At 73.5% G+C, this 17,439-nt stretch carries 13 protein-coding genes; 6 read left to right on the forward strand and 7 right to left on the reverse strand.

Going from position 1 to position 17,439, the window contains the following annotated elements:
- Positions 1 to 49 precede the first annotated feature (49 nt).
- Positions 50 to 823, forward strand: coding sequence for an ABC transporter ATP-binding protein (locus WME85_RS45505; RefSeq protein WP_437305330.1), 774 nt, complete (start codon positions 50 to 52; stop codon positions 821 to 823).
- Positions 820 to 2,334: an ABC transporter permease/substrate-binding protein gene (locus tag WME85_RS45510; RefSeq protein ID WP_437830614.1), complete on the forward strand. Its 1,515-nt coding sequence runs from the start codon at positions 820 to 822 to the stop codon at positions 2,332 to 2,334. Before WME85_RS45505 ends, WME85_RS45510 begins: the two co-directional genes overlap by 4 nt.
- A 25-nt stretch (positions 2,335 to 2,359) precedes the next feature.
- On the opposite strand, the gene WME85_RS45515 is transcribed toward WME85_RS45510, so the two are convergent.
- On the reverse strand, positions 2,360 to 3,445 hold the full coding sequence (locus WME85_RS45515) for a cation diffusion facilitator family transporter (protein ID WP_437830616.1): 1,086 nt from the start codon (positions 3,443 to 3,445) through the stop codon (positions 2,360 to 2,362).
- A complete protein-coding gene (locus tag WME85_RS45520) occupies positions 3,442 to 4,674 on the reverse strand; it encodes an acetyl-CoA C-acetyltransferase (protein ID WP_437830618.1) in 1,233 nt (410 codons plus the stop codon). The genes WME85_RS45515 and WME85_RS45520 overlap by 4 nt, the downstream gene beginning before the upstream one ends.
- Before the next feature lie 121 nt (positions 4,675 to 4,795).
- Here WME85_RS45520 and orn point away from each other — a divergent pair, with 121 nt between their 5' ends.
- The gene (orn, locus tag WME85_RS45525; protein ID WP_437830620.1) at positions 4,796 to 5,359 is read left to right on the forward strand and encodes an oligoribonuclease; all 564 of its coding nucleotides are present in this window, start codon (positions 4,796 to 4,798) and stop codon (positions 5,357 to 5,359) included.
- 631 nt (positions 5,360 to 5,990) lie between these two features.
- Here orn and WME85_RS45530 read toward each other — a convergent pair.
- The 3 genes from WME85_RS45530 to WME85_RS45540 form a co-directional block, all read right to left on the reverse strand.
- A complete protein-coding gene (locus WME85_RS45530) occupies positions 5,991 to 7,265 on the reverse strand; it encodes a serine/threonine protein kinase (protein ID WP_437830622.1) in 1,275 nt (424 codons plus the stop codon).
- 278 nt (positions 7,266 to 7,543) lie between these two features.
- Positions 7,544 to 7,999 (reverse strand): helix-turn-helix domain-containing protein, encoded by a 456-nt coding sequence (locus tag WME85_RS45535; RefSeq protein WP_437305336.1) that lies wholly within the window; start codon positions 7,997 to 7,999, stop codon positions 7,544 to 7,546.
- Positions 8,000 to 8,200: 201 nt separating this feature from the next.
- Positions 8,201 to 10,120: an ABC transporter ATP-binding protein gene (locus WME85_RS45540; protein WP_437830624.1), complete on the reverse strand. Its 1,920-nt coding sequence runs from the start codon at positions 10,118 to 10,120 to the stop codon at positions 8,201 to 8,203.
- A gap of 264 nt (positions 10,121 to 10,384) precedes the next feature.
- On the opposite strand from WME85_RS45540, the gene WME85_RS45545 reads away from it, so the two are divergent.
- Both WME85_RS45545 and WME85_RS45550 read left to right on the forward strand, forming a co-directional pair.
- Complete coding sequence (locus tag WME85_RS45545; protein WP_437305338.1) at positions 10,385 to 10,762, forward strand: hypothetical protein; 378 nt, start codon at positions 10,385 to 10,387, stop codon at positions 10,760 to 10,762.
- Between the two features lie 461 nt (positions 10,763 to 11,223).
- Positions 11,224 to 11,733, forward strand: a complete 510-nt coding sequence (locus WME85_RS45550; RefSeq protein ID WP_437830626.1) for a hypothetical protein — start codon at positions 11,224 to 11,226, stop codon at positions 11,731 to 11,733.
- A 96-nt stretch (positions 11,734 to 11,829) separates the two neighbouring features.
- Here WME85_RS45550 and WME85_RS45555 read toward each other — a convergent pair whose 3' ends face one another.
- Entirely contained in the window at positions 11,830 to 13,077 is a 1,248-nt protein-coding gene (locus WME85_RS45555; RefSeq protein WP_437830628.1) for a choice-of-anchor L domain-containing protein, read from the reverse strand.
- A 259-nt stretch (positions 13,078 to 13,336) separates the two neighbouring features.
- Complete coding sequence (gene argS, locus WME85_RS45560; protein WP_437830630.1) at positions 13,337 to 15,076, reverse strand: arginine--tRNA ligase; 1,740 nt, start codon at positions 15,074 to 15,076, stop codon at positions 13,337 to 13,339.
- 130 nt (positions 15,077 to 15,206) lie between these two features.
- On the opposite strand from argS, the gene WME85_RS45565 reads away from it, so the two are divergent.
- Entirely contained in the window at positions 15,207 to 17,309 is a 2,103-nt protein-coding gene (locus WME85_RS45565) for a serine/threonine-protein kinase (RefSeq protein WP_437830632.1), read from the forward strand.
- Positions 17,310 to 17,439: the final 130 nt, after the last annotated feature.

Here is a 17,439-nt window from a genome sequence, read left to right on the forward strand (position 1 = left end):
CGCGCGCCGTGGCGCGGGCGGCGCCCCGCGGCGCGACCGAGGAGCCCGCATGATCGAGCTCGACAAGGTCACGAAGCGCTACGCCGACGCTGTCGCGGTCGACGCCGTCTCGCTGCGCGTCGAGGAGGGCGAGCTCCTCGTCCTGCTCGGCGGGTCGGGCTCGGGCAAGACGACCACGCTCAAGATGGTGAACCGCCTCATCGAGCCCACGTCGGGCGCCATCCGGATCGGCGGGCAGGACATCACCGGCGAGCCGCCGCACGCGCTGCGCCGGCGCATCGGCTACGTGTTCCAGCGGCTCGGGCTGTTCCCGCACCTCACCGTGGCGGAGAACATCGGCGTCACGCCGTCGCTGCTCGGCTGGGACGCGGCGCGCATCCGCGCGCGCGTCGACGCGCTCCTCGAGCTCTGCGAGCTCGACCCGGCCGCCGTGCGCGATCGCCGCCCCGCGGAGCTCTCGGGCGGGCAGCAGCAGCGGGTCGGCGTGGCGCGCGCGCTCGCCGCCGAGCCCAGGGTGATGCTCCTCGACGAGCCGTTCGGGGCGCTCGATCCGCTGACGCGCGACCGGCTCCAGCAGTCGTTCCTCTCGATCCGGCGCCGGCTCGGGCTGACCGCGATCTTCGTGACCCACGACATGGTCGAGGCCCTGCTGCTCGGCGACCGCATCGCGGTGATGCAGGGCGGCCGGCTCGCCCAGATCGGGACGCCGCGGGAGCTCATGACCGCGCCCGCGGACGAGTACGTGGCGCAGCTCATCGGGACGCCCAGGCGGCAGGCGGGGCTCATCGACGCGCTGCTCGCCGATCGGGAGCGCGTGGCGTGAACGAGCAGCTCGCCCTGCTCCCCGGGCGCCTCCTCGCGCACCTCGAGCTCACGCTCGTCGCGCTCCTCATCGGGACGGCCGTCAGCGTGCCGCTCGGCGTGCTGGTCTCCCGCGCGCGCCGGCTCGAGCAGCCGGTGCTCGCCGCCGCGGGCGTCATCCAGACCATCCCCAGCCTGGCGCTGCTCGCCTTCATGGTGCCCGCGCTCGCCGCGGTCGGCGCCGCGAGCATCGGCTACGTGCCGGCGCTCCTCGGGCTCGTGCTCTACAGCGTGCTCCCGGTCCTCAGGAACACGGTGGTGGGCCTCTCCACCGTCGACCCGGCCCTGATCGAGGCGGCCGAGGGCGTCGGCATGACGCCGGGCCAGCGGCTCCGGCGCGTGGAGCTGCCGCTCGCCATGCCGGTGATCGTCGCCGGCGTCAGGACGGCGACCGTGTGGACGGTGGGGACCGCGACGCTCTCGACCCCCATCGGCGCGGAGAGCCTCGGCAACTACATCTTCAGCGGGCTGCAGACGCGCAACACGACGGCCGTGCTCGTCGGGTGCGCGGCGGCGGCGGCGCTGGCGCTCGTCCTCGACGGCACGGTGAGGGCGCTGGAGATCGGGCTCCGCCAGCGCCGCCGGGGCCTCGTGGCGGCGGCGATCGGCGCGTTCGCCCTGCTCTACGCGGTCGCCGCGGCGGGCTTCGCGCGGGGGGCGCTCGGGGGCGGCGCGCGGAAGATCGCCATCGGCTCCAAGACCTTCACCGAGCAGTACATCCTGAGCCGCATCCTCGCGGGGAAGATCCAGCGGGACACGGGGCTGCCGACCGAGGCGGTGGAGTCGCTGGGGTCGACGGTGGCGTTCGACGCGCTGAGGACGGGCCAGATCGACGCGTACGTGGACTACTCCGGGACGCTCTGGGCGACGGTGATGAAGCGGAGCGACCTGCCGGCCGACCGGGGCGAGGTGCTCCGCGGGGTGAGGCAGTACCTGCTCGAGGAGCACGGGATCGTGGTCGCCGCCGCGCTGGGCTTCGAGAACACCTACGCGCTCGCGCTGCGGCGCGAGCTCGCGGAGCGGCTCGGCGCGCGCACCATCAGCGATCTCGTGCCGTCGGCGCGCTCGCTGTCGATCGGCGGAGACTACGAGTTCTTCCAGCGCGCCGAGTGGAAGACGGTCGAGCAGCGGTACGGGATCGCGTTCGCGAAGCAGCGCAGCATGGACCCGTCGCTCATGTACGAGGCCGTGAGGGCGGGCGACGTGGACGTCATCAGCGCGTTCTCGACGGACGGGAGGATCGTGTCGTTCGATCTGCGCGTGCTCGAGGACGACCGGCGGGCGATCCCGCCCTATGACGCCGTCGTCCTCGCCAGCGCGCGGCTCGCGCGGGAGCACCCGGAGGTGATCGAGGCGCTGCGGGGGCTCGAGGACAAGATCGGCGCGGAGCGGATGCGGGAGCTCAACGTCGCCGTCGACGAGCGCGGGAAGTCCCCCGCCGAGGCGGCGGAGGCGCTGCTGCAGGAGCTCTGACGGGCCGGCCCGGGCCGCCGCCCGGCTACACGCCGCCCCTGTCGCTCGCGGGCCCCTGCCCGCGAGGCCCTCGCGCGCCCGGACGCCTGAGCGTCACCAGGTGCTCTTCCTGGAGCGGCTCCGGCTGGATCGTGCAGTGGGTCAGCGCGTGCTGCTCGCGCAGCCGCCGGCTCACGGCCGCGGCGACGTCCGTCCCGTGGTGCCCCTTCGCGAGCACCACGTGCACCGTGAGCACGTTGAAGCCGTCGGAGATCGACCAGACGTGCAGATCGTGGAAGTCGACCACGCCGGGCACGCTCCGGATCGTGCCCTCGACGTCGACGAGGTCGATCTCGATCGGGCTGCCCTCCATCAGCACGCGGGACGTGTCGCGCACGAGCCGCCAGCCGCCCCAGAGCACCAGCCCGCCGATGGCCGCGCTGATCACCGGGTCGGCCCGCGTCCAGCCGAAGGCGAGGATGAGCACGCCGGCCGCCATGGCGCCCACCGAGCCGAGCGCGTCCGACAGCACGTGCGCCAGCGCGGCCCGCGTGTTGATGTTGTGCCCGCGCTCGCCGGTCGAGAGCAGCAGCGCCGAGGCCACGTTCACGAGCAGCCCCAGCGCCGCGGTGATCGCCAGCGCCTCGGCGTGCACCGCCTGCGGCTCGCGCCACCTGCGGGCCGCCTCGATGAAGATCCAGATCGCCGTCAGCGCCAGCGCGATGCCGTTGGCGAACGCCGCGAGCACCTCGGCGCGCCGGAAGCCGTACGTCCGCGCGCGCGTCCGCGCCTGCGCCGCGATGCGCTGCGCGATGATCGCGAGCCCGAGCGCCGCGGCGTCCGCGAGCATGTGGCCCGCGTCGGCGAGCAGCGCGAGGCTCTTCGACCACCACCCGACCGCCGCCTCGACGAGCAGGAACGACGCCGTGAGCGCGAAGGCCGCGATCAGCCGGCGGAGCGGCGCGCGCCGGTGGTCGTGGTCGTGATGCCCTGGGTCGCCGTGACCGTGGTCGTGATCGTGATCGTGGCCGTGGTGGCCGTGATCGTGCCGCTCGCCGTGCCCGCGCGGGTGCTCGTGAGCGGAGCTCCCAGGCTCGTCGGGCACCCCCATCACGGCGCCGGCGCGGCTCACACCCGCTCGACGATGGTCGCCACGCCCATCCCTCCGCCGATGCACAGCGTGATCAGCGCGGTCGCCTTGCCTTCGCGCTCGAGCTCGTCGAGCGCCGTGCCGATGAGGCAGGCCCCTGTCGCGCCGAGCGGGTGCCCGAGCGCGATCGCCCCGCCGTTCACGTTGACGCGGTCGAGATCGATGTCGAGCTTGCGCGCCGTCTGCAGCGGCACCGCCGCGAACGCCTCGTTGATCTCCCAGAGATCGATGTCGCGCGCCTGCATCCCCGCCTTCTTGAGCGCCCGCTCCGACGCGGGCGCCGGGGCCGTCAGCATGATCACCGGCTCCGCCCCGACCGTCGCCACGGCGCGGATCTTCGCCCGCGGCTTGAGCCCGTGCGCCTTCACGTAGTCGCCCGACGCGAGCAGCACCACCGCGGCCCCGTCCACGATGCCGCTCGAGTTGCCCGCGGTGTGGACGTGCTGGATCGCCTTCACCTGCGGGTACCGCACGAGCGCCAGCTCGTCGACCGTCTCGCCGGCGGGGCCCATCGGGGTCGACCCGAGGCCGGTGAACGCCGGCTCGAGCTTCGCGAGGGCCTCCATCGTCGCCCCGGCCCGCGGGTGCTCGTCCCTGTCGAGCAGCGGCTTGCCGTCGAGGTCGACGACCGTGAACAGGCTCTTCGCGAAGCGCCCCTCGCGCGCGGCCCTCTCGGCCTTCTGCTGGCTCGCCAGGGCGAAGCGGTCGACGTCCTCGCGCGAGAAGCCCTCGATCGTCGCGATGAGGTCCGCCGAGATGCCCTGCGGCACCATCGCCAGCTTCTGGCGGAGCGCGAGGTTGTTCCCGTCGAGGGGCGCGCCGTCGGAGCCCATGGGCACGCGCGACATGCTCTCGACGCCGCCGCCGATGGCGAGCTCCTGCTGGCCCGACATGACCCCCATGGCCGCGAAATTGACCGCCTGCGCGCCCGAGCCGCAGAAGCGGTTCACGGTCACGCCGGTCACGACGTCCGGCCAGTCGGCCGCGAGGATCGCGGTGCGCGCGATGCACGCCCCCTGCTCGCTCGCCTGGGTCACGCACCCGACGACGACGTCCTCCACGTCCTCTTTGCGGATCCCGGTCTTCTCGGCGAGGCGGTTGAGCGTCTGCGCGAGGAGCTCCTGGGGGTGCACGCCGGAGAGCGCTCCCTTGCCTGCCTTGCCGCGCCCGCGCGGCGTGCGAACGGCATCCACGATGAAAACGTCTCGCATGACATCCTCCCGACCCAGGTGTCCGGCCCGTCCTTAGCACACGACCCGCTCCCGGGGCAGCCTGCTCGCGGGCAGGTCCAGGTGGACCTGAGCCACCGCGGATCGGCTATGCTCGCCGCCGATGACGGACCGGTCGCAGCGCATGGTTTGGGTCGATCTGGAGATGACGGGGCTCGACGAGAGCACGTGCGCGATCGTGGAGATCGCGACCATCGTCACGGAGCCGGATCTGACCGTCGTCGCGGAGGGGCCGTGCCTCGTCATCCATCAGCCCGAGGAGGTGCTCGCGGGGATGAGCGACTTCGTCCGCGATCTCCACGCCCGCTCGGGTCTCCTCGCGCGCATCCACGCCTCCACGCTCTCGGTCGGCGACGCGGAGTCCGAGACGCGCGCGTTCCTGGAGGCGCACTGCGACGAGGGCACGGCCGTGCTGTGCGGCAACTCCGTGTGGAAGGACCGTGCCTTCCTGCAGCGCTACATGCCGGCTCTCCTCTCCTTCCTGCACTACCGCATCGTGGATGTCTCCACGCTCAAGGAGCTCGTCCGCCGCTGGTACCCGAGGCGCTCCGCGCCGAAGAAGCGCGAGATCCACCGCGCGCTCGACGACATCCGCGAGTCGATCGAGGAGCTCCGGTGGTACCGGGCGAACGTGTTCCAGCCGCTGCCGGGCAACGAGCTCCGCTGAGCGGGCACGCTGACCGAGGGGGGCACGACGACGAGAGGCGCCGTCGCGTCCGCCGGCTCGCAGCGTGTCGCGCGCGCTCGCCTTCCCGCTGGGGGCCCGTACCCGCGCGATCCAGGACGAGGTTGAGCAGCGCGGTCGGCGCGCCCGGCCGGGGTGTCGCACGCAACCACGGTCCGACCCTGCTCACACAGGCGGACGAGGGGTCACGCCGAAGAGCGGAGAAATTTGTCGACGCCACGAGAATTTAAGATCGATCGACGGAATGCTTTAGTAAGCTAGCCATGCGTCCAGGCCTCCGGCACGAGGCCTGCGATGCGGACGCCCCGGCGGCCCCAATCCGCCGGGGTGTCGTTTGCCGCCCAGGTTGCGGCGGGCGGACGCACCCAGGTTGGGCCACGGACCCACCCAGGTTGCGGCGGGCGCCCAGGTCGTGGCGGGCGGGCGCACCCAGGTTGGGCCGCAGACCCACCCAGGTTGCGGCGGGCGCCCAGGTTGCGGCAGGCGGGCGCACCCAGGTTGGGCCACAGACCCACCCAGGTTGCGGCCTGCAGCCCACCGACCCCACCCCAGGTTGCGGCCTGCAGCCCACCGACCCCACCCCAGATTGCGGCGGGCAGCCTGCGAAGGTGCCTCAGAAGAGCTGGTCGCCGTACCACCGCTGACGGGCGCTTCCACCGGCCTCCACGGCCGGGGTCGTGGCCAGCGACGCCGGCGCCGGGCGACGCGCCGCCCGGGACCGCAGGACGGGCCTTTCGACAGCGGGATGCACCGCCTCGTGGACGCCCGGCTCGCACTGCACCGGCGGCGCCACCTCGGCATTGTGATCCAGGTTACTCACGTACACCGGAGGCTCGACGGGCGGCGGGAGCGGCGCCCCGCGCCGGGCGATGTAGGAGCTCAGCGGCACCGCGACCGCCGCGCTCGTCAGCGCGACGAGCAGCAGCGCTCCCGCGGCCCTCAGGAGCAGACCGCGGCGCCAGCGCGGAGCAGCGACCTGGACCACCGGGTGCCGCATGGCCTCGGGAGGGATGGTCCCGGTGGGCAGCGTGTTGCGCGACTCCGGCGTGGGCACGCTCCGCTCGGTGTCGGGCGGCGGCTCCTGCGGCGGCGGAGCGCCCCCCGCGAGCGTCGCCGAGTCGGCGAGGAGCAGCGGCCGCACGGCGGTCATGAGCTCCTGCACCGTCTGGAACCGCGCGTCGGGATCCTTCGCGAGCGCCCGGGCCAGCGCCTCGTTCACCTGAGGCGGCACGCCCTCGAGCGGCGGGGGCACCTCGTCGAGCGCGCACACGTCGAGATCGTCGCGCCCCTCGAAAGGCCGTCGGCCCGCGAGGGCGCAGTACAGCAGCATCCCGAGCCCGTAGATGTCCGTTCGATGGTCGATCACGCGCGCGTCGAACACCTCCGGCGCCCGGTAGCGCGCCGCGTCCGCCACGATGTCCGCCGGCGCCCCGAACAGCCGGTGCAGCCCGAACGCCCTGACGACAGCCACCCCCTGGCAGGAGATCTCCACCGTGTGCGGGCCGAGATCCCCGTGCGACAGCCCCAGCGCGTGCGCCGCGATCAGCGTCCGCGCGACGTCGACCGCCAGCTCGTATGCGACGGAGCGGAGCCGGGGCAAGAGCTCCTCCACCGACGGGTCATCGCTCGGCCGGGCGGCGAGCCAGCCGGCATTGCCCTCCATGCCGCCCCGGAGCACTGGCACGATGCCGTGCATCGCCGGAGACGGCGAGAGGAGCCGCTCGAGCTCACGGCGGAACGCGCCGGGGTCGAGCTCGATGTGCTCCTGGACATAAAGTGTCACCTCGCGACCGTCGGCGTCCAGCGCGCGATAGGTCTCGGCCGGAGCGGGCAAGTCGAGGCTGGCGACGATGGTGTAGCCCGCGAACTCCTGGCCCAGGATCACCATGGGCCCCCCGCCGCGAGCCCCACTCCGGACACAGCAGCTGCAGCCCGGGCGCGTGGAGACAAGAAGGAATGGCGATGCGCGGACGCGCGCTGCGATGTTGGATCAGCCCAGAAGATTCTGCTCACTGCGTCGGACCTCCGGCACGAGGTTCGAGTCCATGACACCCCCGGACACGGCTCGGGGAACATCGGTTGGCTGTAACCGTAACAGACGTTCAAGGCCCGCGGAAGCCGTCGCCAGGGCGGACCGTGGGTCACGGAGCGAGCGAGACGGCGCGCTCACTTCCCGGAACGACGGCTCGACGACGGGGGAGCTCGCCCCGAGACGGCGCGCTCCGGCGGGCGCGACTTGGGCGGTGCCGCCGGACGAGAGCGCTCGGGATCCTCGCTGGCCAGGGCGAGCATTGCTTGCTTCCTGGGCGAATCGTCAGGCTCCATGAGCAGGAAGAGGATCGCGTTCTGGAGGGTCTCCTGGGACCGGTCAAAGAGCTCTGCCACGACGGACGCGACCGGGCTGCGCCCGTCGCCGGGGAGCAGGAGGCGCGCGTCGCACTGGAGCCCCTGGGCGATCAGGCCGAGCGCGCCGAGGCCGAGATCCCGCTCGCCGCGCTCGACCTGCCGCAGGTACGTGGCCGAGAGCTGCGCCCGCTCGGCGAACTCCTGCATGCTGAGCCCGCGAAGCAGCCGGAGGATGCGGATCGCCTGGCCGACCTCCTTGGGGAGCGTGTCGCGCATACGCCGAGCCTAGCAGGCAGAGCTCGCTCGAGCCGCCGCGGCAGCGGCGTCGCGCGCGTCCCGAGGCTTCCGCCCGAGCCGGCGAGAGGAAGGGCGGCCCGGCGCCGTGCGCGCCGCGCGGGCGCTCGCACGAGCGACGAGGATCGGCCGACGGCGCAGCTCGCCGCGGTCGCGCTCGCGCTCGCGCTCGCGCCGGAGGCGCTACAGGTAGCCTTCGGCCTGCAGCGCGAACATGCGGGCGTAGCGCTGGCCGCGCGCGACGAGCTCGTCGTGGGTGCCCTCCTCGACGATGCGCCCGCCGTCGAGGACGAGGATGCGGTCGGCCATGCGCACGGTCGGGAAGCGGTGCGAGATGACGATCGTCGTGCGCCCCTTGGAGAGCGACCGGAACCGCTGGAAGACCGCGTGCTCGGCCTCGGCGTCGAGCGCCGCGGTCGGCTCGTCGAGCACGAGGATGTCGGCCTGCTCGCGCATGAAGGCGCGCGCGAGCGCGATCTTCTGCCACTGCCCGCCGCTCAGCTCGACGCCGTCCTTGAACCAGCGCCCGAGCTGCGCGTCGAGGCCCCCCGGCACCGCGGTCACGACCTCGTCCGCGCCGCCCTCGGAGACAGCGCGCCCGATGCGCGGCTCGTCCGCGAGGTGCTCGAGGCTGCCCAGCCCGACGTTCTCGCGCAACGTGAGCTGGTACTGGTTGAAATCCTGAAACACGACACCGACCCTCCGGCGCAGGGCGTCGATATCCCAGGCGCGGAGATCCTTGCCGTCGAGCAGGATGCGCCCCTCGGTGGGCTCGTAGAGCCGCGTGAGCAGCTTGATGAACGTCGTCTTGCCCGCGCCGTTGTGCCCGACCAGCGCCAGGCTCTGTCCGCTCGGGATGTGGAGATCGATCCCCCGGAGCGCCCAGCGCGACTGGCCAGGATACCGGTAGCCGACCCCCTCGAACCGCACGCCCCTGTCGCTCGCGCCGCCCGCGAGCGCGGCAGACGCGCTGGGCGAGAGCGCGGTCGCGCCGCCGTCCGCGAGCGCGGCAGACGCGCTGGGCGAGAGCGCGGCCGCGCCGCCGTCCGCGAGCGCGGCTGGCGCGCTGGGCGAGAGCGCGGCCGCGCCGCCGTCCGCGAGCGCGGCTGGCGCGCTGGTCGGGATGCTCAGGTACTGGAAGAGATTCGACATGTAGAGGTTGTGCTCGTACATGCCGCCGATGCCGGCGAGGACGGCCTGGAACGCCTGCTGGCCTTGCCGGAAGGCCGCTACATAAAGCACCATCGCGCCGAGCGAGAGGCGCCCCGCCGCGGCGCCGAGCGCCATGGCGCCATAACAGCCGTAGAACGCGGCCGTCCCGAGGAGCGACAGGCCGTAAGCCCACCCGGCGCGGCGGACCGCGAGGGCGCTGTCCTCCCGGTAAAACGACGCGGCGAGCGCCTTGTACCGATCGAGGAACATCGGCCCTAGCCCGAAGAGCTTCACCTCCTTGGCGTGGCCGTCGTTGGCGAGCACGTACTCGAGGTAATTGAGCCGGCGAGCCTCGGGAGATCGCCAGTTCCGGAGGCGGAACGCCGCGCCCGAGAAGCGCGCCTCCGCGACCGTGGCCGGGATCGCCGCGAGCAAGAGCGCGAGCACGGCGAAGGCGCTGAACCCCACGAGCATCGCGCCGTATCCGGCGAGCGTGATGAGGTTCTGCACGAGCGAGAAGCTCTCGGTCACCACGGACGCGGGGCGCGACGACGCCTCGCGGCGCGCGCGGGTGAGCTGGTCGTAGAACTCGGAGTCCTCGAAGTGCGCCAGATCGAGCGAGAGCGCCTTCTCGAGGATGAGCGCGTGGATGTCGATCGAGAGCCGCGCGCCGAGCAGCTGCCGCGTCAGCGCGAGGCCGCGCTGCGCGAGCGCGAGCGCGGCCACGAGGCCGAGCTCCACCGCGACCCACACGAGCGCCGCGCTCTGGTCGCGCGCGACCACCGCGTCCGTGATCGTCTTGCCCACGTAGGCCACGCCGAGCGGCAGCACCGCCGCCGCCAGCGTGAGCGCGCCGAGCGCGACGCTGGCCGCCCTCGACGAGCGCCAGACGAGCTTGAGCGTCCGCGGGGTGTAGGCGAAGCTGTCCCGCAGGCGGGAGAGGCCGAGCATGGGGGCGGAATCTAACCACGCCGCCGCGCTCCGCCCGCGGACGCCCTGGCGACCGCGAGCGCGGCGGCCCGGGCGATCTCCCGCCGGCCGTGGCGGCGAGCGCGGCCCCGTGACGATCGCCGCGCGTCCGGGCCGCGCTCCGGTCCACCGCGACCCGGACGCGCGGCGATCGTCACGCGCACGCGCGGCGCGGGCGCGGGCGGCCGCGGTGGCGGGGGCGCGCCGGCCGCGGTATCCCGGGGGCTCCGGACAAGGAGGCTCTGCATGTCGAGCATGTCGAATGTGACCATAGGCTACGGGGCGCTGCTCACGGCGCTCGGCGTCGGCGGCTTCGCGGCGACGAGCGCGCCGACCGCGCTCATCCCGGCCGGCTTCGGGGCCGTCGCGATCGGGCTCGGCCTGCTCGCGAGGCAGGAGAGGTACCGCATGCACGTCATGCACGCGTCGGCGCTGCTCGGCGTCGTCGGCTTCCTCGGCTCGATCCGCGGCCTGTCCAGGCTGCCGGCGCTGCTCTCCGGCGGCGACGTGGAGCGCCCCGCGGCCGTCATCGCCCAGTCCCTGATGGCCATCCTCTCGGCGGGCTACGTCGGCCTCTGCGTGCGCTCCTTCGTCGCGGCGCGCCGCGCCCCCGCCCGCCCCTGAGCGCGGCACGCCCCGCGGCACTCAGCGGCGCGCGCCCCGGAGCGCCGTCTCGCCGCCGGGCCAAGGCGCCCTCACAGCACCCCTCTTCACCATCGCCCTCCCTGGATAGCGCGCCGAGCGCCCCTGTCGGCCGCGCGCGGCGCCGCGCGGCGCGCTCCTGTCGAATCCGTAGAGAACGGCCGGTGCCACGGGCCATCTCGCGTCGATGAGCTCCCCTCTCCTCTCGTCACTCTGCACCTCCGATCTCCGCGCGTCCGATCTCCAACCCCGCGCTCTCCGCGCGTCCGAGCCAGGCCTCCACGCCCCGGCGGATCTTCCCATGTCGATTATTTGGCAATCCGAGACGGCATTCCGGAATGCTACAAATCCGCGCGCAAACGGCCAGATCGGCGCCCTCGATGGCGTTGCTTGATGTACTGTCGTCGTCAACAGGCCATCAACTACAAAGAAGAGCGAGCACCATGCTTCGACGCGTCATTGCATTGGGGCTGACGGCGCCTTTTTTCCTTTCGTGCGGGGAGGGCGGGGCCATCGTCATCTGGAGTTGCGACGAGTGCCCCGAGGGCTGGACCTGCACGGAGGACACGTGTGTCCCCCCGCACTGCAGCAATGGATTCACGGATGATCGCGAAGGGGAGACCGACACCGACTGCGGCGGTTCGTGCAGGCCTTGTCGCCTCGGCGGCTCGTGCGCGACGGGCATCGACTGCAAAGAGGGCGTATGTCGCCTGGGGGTTTGCCAGGCGCCGACGTGCGTGGACGGCGTGGCGAACGGCTTCGAGACCGGCGTCGACTGCGGCACCCGCTCGTGCCCGCTGTGCCCCGTCGGCGAAGGGTGCCTCGCCGGGGAGAACTGCGCGTCCGGCGTGTGCAGGGAGCGTGTCTGCCAGGAGCCCTCGTGCGATGACGGCACCCTGAATGGAAGCGAGCTCGACGTGGATTGCGGCGGGGCGTGTCGGACCTGCAGGTAGGATGGCGAACGCAGGGCGTTCATCAGGCCTCCCGCCCGCCCCGGAAGCGAGCGACGCGGGCGACGCGGGCGACGTTACGCGCGAGCGCCGCGCCGCTCAGCGGGGGTCGACGGCGGGCGCGGTCTCCAGGCTCACGGTCCCGCCGGTGGCGATCCAGCGGAACCCGTCGATGAGCGCGGTGGAGTCGAAGCGATCATCCCCGGTGTCGAAGAGGATGAACCGGAGCGTGATCTCCTCTCCGCCCCGCACCGGCGCCCGGGTCTTCAGCCACCGGGTGCCGCCGTCGTGGCGCGGGCTGAACCCGGTCCCCACCAGCTCGCTCGAGCCGAGCGGACATCTGTCGCAGACATCGAAGAACGCGATATTGACGCTGACCGGCCTGCCCTCCGCGTCGAACGAGAGATTGCCGTTGTACGACCCCGGAGGCGCCGGCGTGGCCAGCGCGACGAACTGATCGTTGAAGTCCTGGCAGACCCACTCCGGGTATTCGTACGTGTAGAACTTGAAGAGGAACTCGTAGCCGGTCGCGTTGCTCGGCGCGCGGAGGACGACCTCGAGGCCGATGTCGTCGTTGATGAAGTCGGAAGGAGGGCAGTCGGGGTTGTCCTGGGGGAACCCGGGCGGCGCGGCGCCAGGACCGTAGTTCGAGCAGCTCTCGGACCAGCAGGCGTCGAGGTGATCCGGCGGGCGGGCGCGCCCCGTCGAGAGCGCGAGCAGGCGCGCGCCGCCCTGCACGTGCACGTTCGGCCCGAAGCCGTCGAAGAGGCCGACCGCGGGCGACCGCTCCGCCGGCGAGCCGTCCCCGCGGACGTACCTCGCGGACAGCACGCCCCACCGCCTTTCCTCGGGGGACGCGACGGCGCACAGGTCGATCGCCCTCGCGCCGTTCGCCGGATCGAAGTCCTCCAGCGAGAGCCCCTCGTCGCAGGGAGGCGCCACGTTGTCGATCGCGCCGTCGCAGTCCTCGTCCGCCGGCGCAGGCACCTGGCCGCTCGCGTCGGGCTCCGTCACCTCGACCTCGATCGCGCCGGGGTTCACATTTGCATCCGCATCGTTGCAGTCGCCGCCGGCGGGCGTGAACCCGTCGGCGTCCGTGTCCGCGTTCGGGTCGGCGACGGGGCCAGCGCCGCCGCCGCCCGGCCCCGGCGCGCCCGGCCCATCGAGACCGCCGGAGGGGTCGGCGACGTCCTCGCCGTCGGCCCCCGAGGACGCCGCGCCCTGATCACCCGCGCCGCCCGGCGAGGGCGAGCCCCCCACCGCCGAGCACCCGAGCGCCGCGACGAGCGCCGCCATCGCCGCGACGCCGGCGCCGGCGCCGGGAAGAGAAAGCCGCAGTTCCATCATCCCTGCACTTTGCCACGAGGACCGCGTCGAGCTCGCGCGCAACCCACGCGCGGCTCCCGGAAAACGCGCTCGCGCGCGATGGGCTCGCCCGCTGTCTCGGTCTGCGGCGCGCTCGCGCGCGATGGGCTCGCCCGCTTATCTCGATCTCCGGCGCGCCGTGGAAGATGGGCTCGTCTGCCTCGCCGGATCTGCGGCGCGCCGGCTCCGATGGCTCGTCTGCCTCGCCGGACGAGCTGCGGCGCGCGCGCTGAAGGCGCGGCTACATCCGCTCGGGCGCCTCGATGCCGAGCAGGCCGAGGCCCTTGGCCAGCACCTCCGCCGTGAGATCGCACAGCGCGAGCCGCGAGCGGCGCACCTCGTCGCTCTCGGCCTTGAGCACCGGACAGCGCTCGTAGAACGTCGTGAACGACCCGGCGAGCTCGTAGAGATAGCCGCACAGCCGGTGCGGCTCGAGCGTGGCGGCCACGTCCTCGAGCACCGCCCCGAACCGGAGCAACTCCAGCGCGAGCGCCCGCTCGACTGGCTCGGCCAGCGTGAACCCGGCTCCACGCGCCGACTCCGATGCGACGCCGCCCTTGCGGAAGATCGATCGCACGCGGGCGTGCGCGTACATCAGATAAGGCGCCGTGTTCCCCTCGAGCGCCAGCATCCGGTCCCAGTCGAACACGTAGTCCTTGATCCGGTCGCTGGACAGGTCGGCGTACTTCACCGCGCCCACGCCCACCGCCCGCGCGACCGCGCCGGCCGCCTCGGCGTCGAGATCCGGGCTCTTCTCCCGCACCTTCTTCAGGCCGCGCTCCACGGCCTCGTCGAGCAGGTCCGAGAGCTTCACCGTGTCGCCGCTCCTCGTCTTGAACATCTTCTTGTCGGCGCCGAGCACCGAGCCGAAGGCCACGTGCTCGGCCCGGGCCGGGGGCGCGAGCCAGCCCGCCTCCCGCGCCGTCGTGAAGACCATCGCGAAGTGCTGGCTCTGCGGCGCGCCCACCACGTAGATGAGCCGCTGCGCGCCGACGGTCGTGAGGCGATGGCGGATCGCCGCGAGGTCGGTCGTGGGGTAGCCGTAGCCGCCGTCCTGCTTGCGCACGATGAGCGGCAGCGGCTCGCCACCCTTGCCCGTGAAGCCCGCCGGGAAGACGCAGAGGGCGCCCTCGCTCTCGCGCGCCAGCCCCTTCGCCGTGAGCTCGGCGATGACGTCGGCCAGCATCGGGTTGTAGAAGCTCTCGCCCGCGAAATCGGCCGCCGTCAGGGTCACGCCGAGGCGGCGGTAGACCGACTCGAAGTAGCGCGTCGACTCGCGCACGAGCTGCCGCCAAAGGGCGAGCGTCTGCTCGTCGCCGCCCTGGAGCCGCACGACCCGTCGGCGAGAGCGCTCGGCGAACGCCGGGTCGCCGTCGAACTTGGCGCGCGCCTGCCTGTAGAAAGCGTCGAGGTCGCCGACCGAGAGCTCCTCCGAGGCGGCCGCCTCGCCGAGGTCGAGCATGTGCTCGATCAGCATGCCGAACGGCGTGCCCCAGTCGCCGAGGTGGTTCTGGCGGATCACGCGGTGGCCGAGCGCCTCGAGGACGCGCGCGAGGGCGTCGCCGATGATCGTGCTGCGCAGGTGGCCGACGTGCATCTCCTTCGCGGCGTTCGGGCCCGAGTAGTCGACGATGACCGTCTCGGGCTGCGCCGCGGGCGCGATCCCGAGCTGCCCGCTGCCCGCCGTCTCGGCCAGCTCGCCGACCAGGTAGGCGTCGTCGAGCGTGAGGTTCACGAACCCGGGGCCCGCGATCTCGACCTTGCGGCAGATCCCGCCGACCTCCAGGTGCGCGACGATCGCCGCGGCGACCTCGCGCGGCGGCTTGCCGAGGCGCTTGCCGAGGGCCATGGCGGCGTTCGCCTGGTAGTCGGCGTGGCTGGAGCGGCGCAGCGAGGGATCCGTGGCGGCGTGCTCGGCGCCGAACGCAGCGGTGATCGCCGCCTGGAGAGCGCGGGAGAGGGCGTGGACGGGATCGGCCATGGCGCATCCTTGGCCCGGGCACGCGGCCAATTCAATAGGCAAGCCAGCGCGCCACCGCCCCGCGTCGCCCCCCAGCACCGCCGCCCCCTTTGACAAAAATCGGGCGAGGCCGGACAGTTCACGCCTTCCCGTGAGCGCCTCCCCGCCCCGTGCCCCCGGTGATCCGTCGCTCGCCCCGAGCGCCGCGCCGCGCGACACGTCCGCAGAGAGCGCGGCGGCGCAGATGGTCGGGACGGTGATCTCGGACCGCTACCGGATCGTCGAGCTCGTCGCGACGGGCGGGATGGGCGCGGTCTACAAGGCCGAGCACCTGCTGCTGCGCAAGTGGCTGGCGGTGAAGATCCTCCTGCCCGCGGCGAAGGGCTCCCCGGAGCTCACGGCGCGCTTCGAGCGCGAGGCGATCGCGGGCGCGCACATCCAGCACCCGAACATCGCCTCGGCGACCGATTTCGGGACCCTCTCCGACGGCTCCCGGTTCCTCGTGCTGGAGTACGTCCGCGGTCCGACGCTCGACCGCATCATCAAGAAGGGCCCGGTGCCCGCCGCGCGCGCCGCCGAGATCGCGCGGCAGATCGCGGCGGCGCTCGCCGCGGCGCACGAGCGCGGCGTCATCCACCGCGACCTCAAGCCGCGCAACGTCATGGTCGAGCACGGCACCGACGCGGTGAAGCTCATCGATTTCGGCTTCGCGAAGGTGCCGCTGGAGCGCCTCTCCACGACGTACGCGCACAGCGCCGAGGAGCAGCCCGAGCCCGTCCGGATCACGCTGAGCGGCATGGTCTTCGGCACGCTCGCGTACATGGCGCCGGAGGCGGCGCAGGGCATGGAGCACGTCGACGAGCGCTCCGATCTCTACGCCCTCGGGCTCATCCTCTACGAGATGCTCGCCGGGAAGCACCCGTTCGACTCGATCGTGCCCGTCGAGCTGTTCCGCGACCAGTGCAACACGGCGCCGCCGCCGCTCCGGCTCCGCGCCCCGGGCGTGGAGGTGCCGCGCGAGCTCGAGGCGCTCGTGATGCGGCTGCTGCGCAAGGACCCGGAGGCGCGCCACGCGAGCGCGCGCGCGCTGCTCGCCGCGCTCGACGCGGCCGTGCCGAGGTCCGAGGCGCTGGGCCTGCTCTCCTGGAAGGACCCGCTCTCGAGCGGGACGTCGTGGCCGGACGGCGCGATGCGCGCGGTGCCGCCGGCCGAGCCACCAGCGCCGCGGAGAGACGGCGCCGGCGACGCAGCGGCGGCCCGCGGCGACGAGGCGGGTGGCGGCGACGAGGGCGGCGCGCGGCCAGGGACACGCGCGGCCAGGGACGCGCGCGGCGGCGCACCAGGGAAGGACGCGCGCGAGGCGGCGGAGGGCCGGCCACGGCCACGGCGGGGCGCCCTGGGCTGGCTCCTCGGGGTGGCCGCGCTGGTCGCCGTGGGCGCGGCGGGCGCGGTGCTCCTCCGCCGCGTGCCCGCGAGCCCGCCGGCGCCGGCGGTCGCTGGCCAGGAGCTCCGGGAGGCGACCGCCTCGATGCAGGCGCCGGCCGCCGCGGCGCCGGCCGCCGCGGCGCCGGGCACCCTGGGCGCGCCGCCGCGAGCGCCCTCCGCGGCGCCGGCCGCGAGCGCCTCGGCCCCCGGGCTGGCGGCATCCGCGACGGCGCCGGCCGCGGACGCCGTCGCGGACGCCGGTCCGGGACCGCTCGAGGGCGCGGGCCTGCCGGCCGAGCGGGCGCGCCTCGTGGAGTCGGTCCAGGCGAAGCGGTGGGACGACGCGGAGAGCGCGCTCTTCGCGCTGCTCGAGAGGGACCGCTCCGCCTTCGAGGACCGCGACGTGATGACGGCCGCGGCCGCGGTCGCGGTGAAGAGCTCGTACCGGCCCGACGGCCGCGCGGACCCGATCTTCGAGGCCCTGGAGAGCCGCCTCGGCCCCGAGGGCCTCGACATCGCCTACGAGATCGTGAGCGGCTACGGCGGCACGCAGGGCGGGAAGCGCGCGGCCGAGCTGCTCCGCCGGCCCGAGGTGCTGAAGCGCGCCAGCGTCCCGCTGCGCATCGCCGTGGAGCTGCGCGAGGCGCCCTGCCGGCGCAAGCACGCGCTGTTCGAGCGCGCGGCGCTCGAGGGGGACGCGCGGGCGCTCGTGTTCCTCGAGATGCTCCGCTCGTCGCAGTGCCAGCCGCGCATCGGTCAGTGCTGCTTCCACCACCACGCGGGGCTCGAGCGCGCCGTGCGCACGCTGCGCGACCGGCTGCGCCACTGATCCGGCTGCGCCCGCGCGGCGCTCGAGAGGGACGCGCGGGCGAGACACAGACCACCCCGATGGACGCCGAGATGGGCTACGCTCGCACCCCCGGTCCGCCGCGCCCGGAAGGCCAGACCACGGAACGAAC

The organism is Sorangium sp. So ce1153 (genome assembly GCF_051521595.1).
Lineage (GTDB): Bacteria > Myxococcota_A > Polyangia > Polyangiales > Polyangiaceae > Sorangium.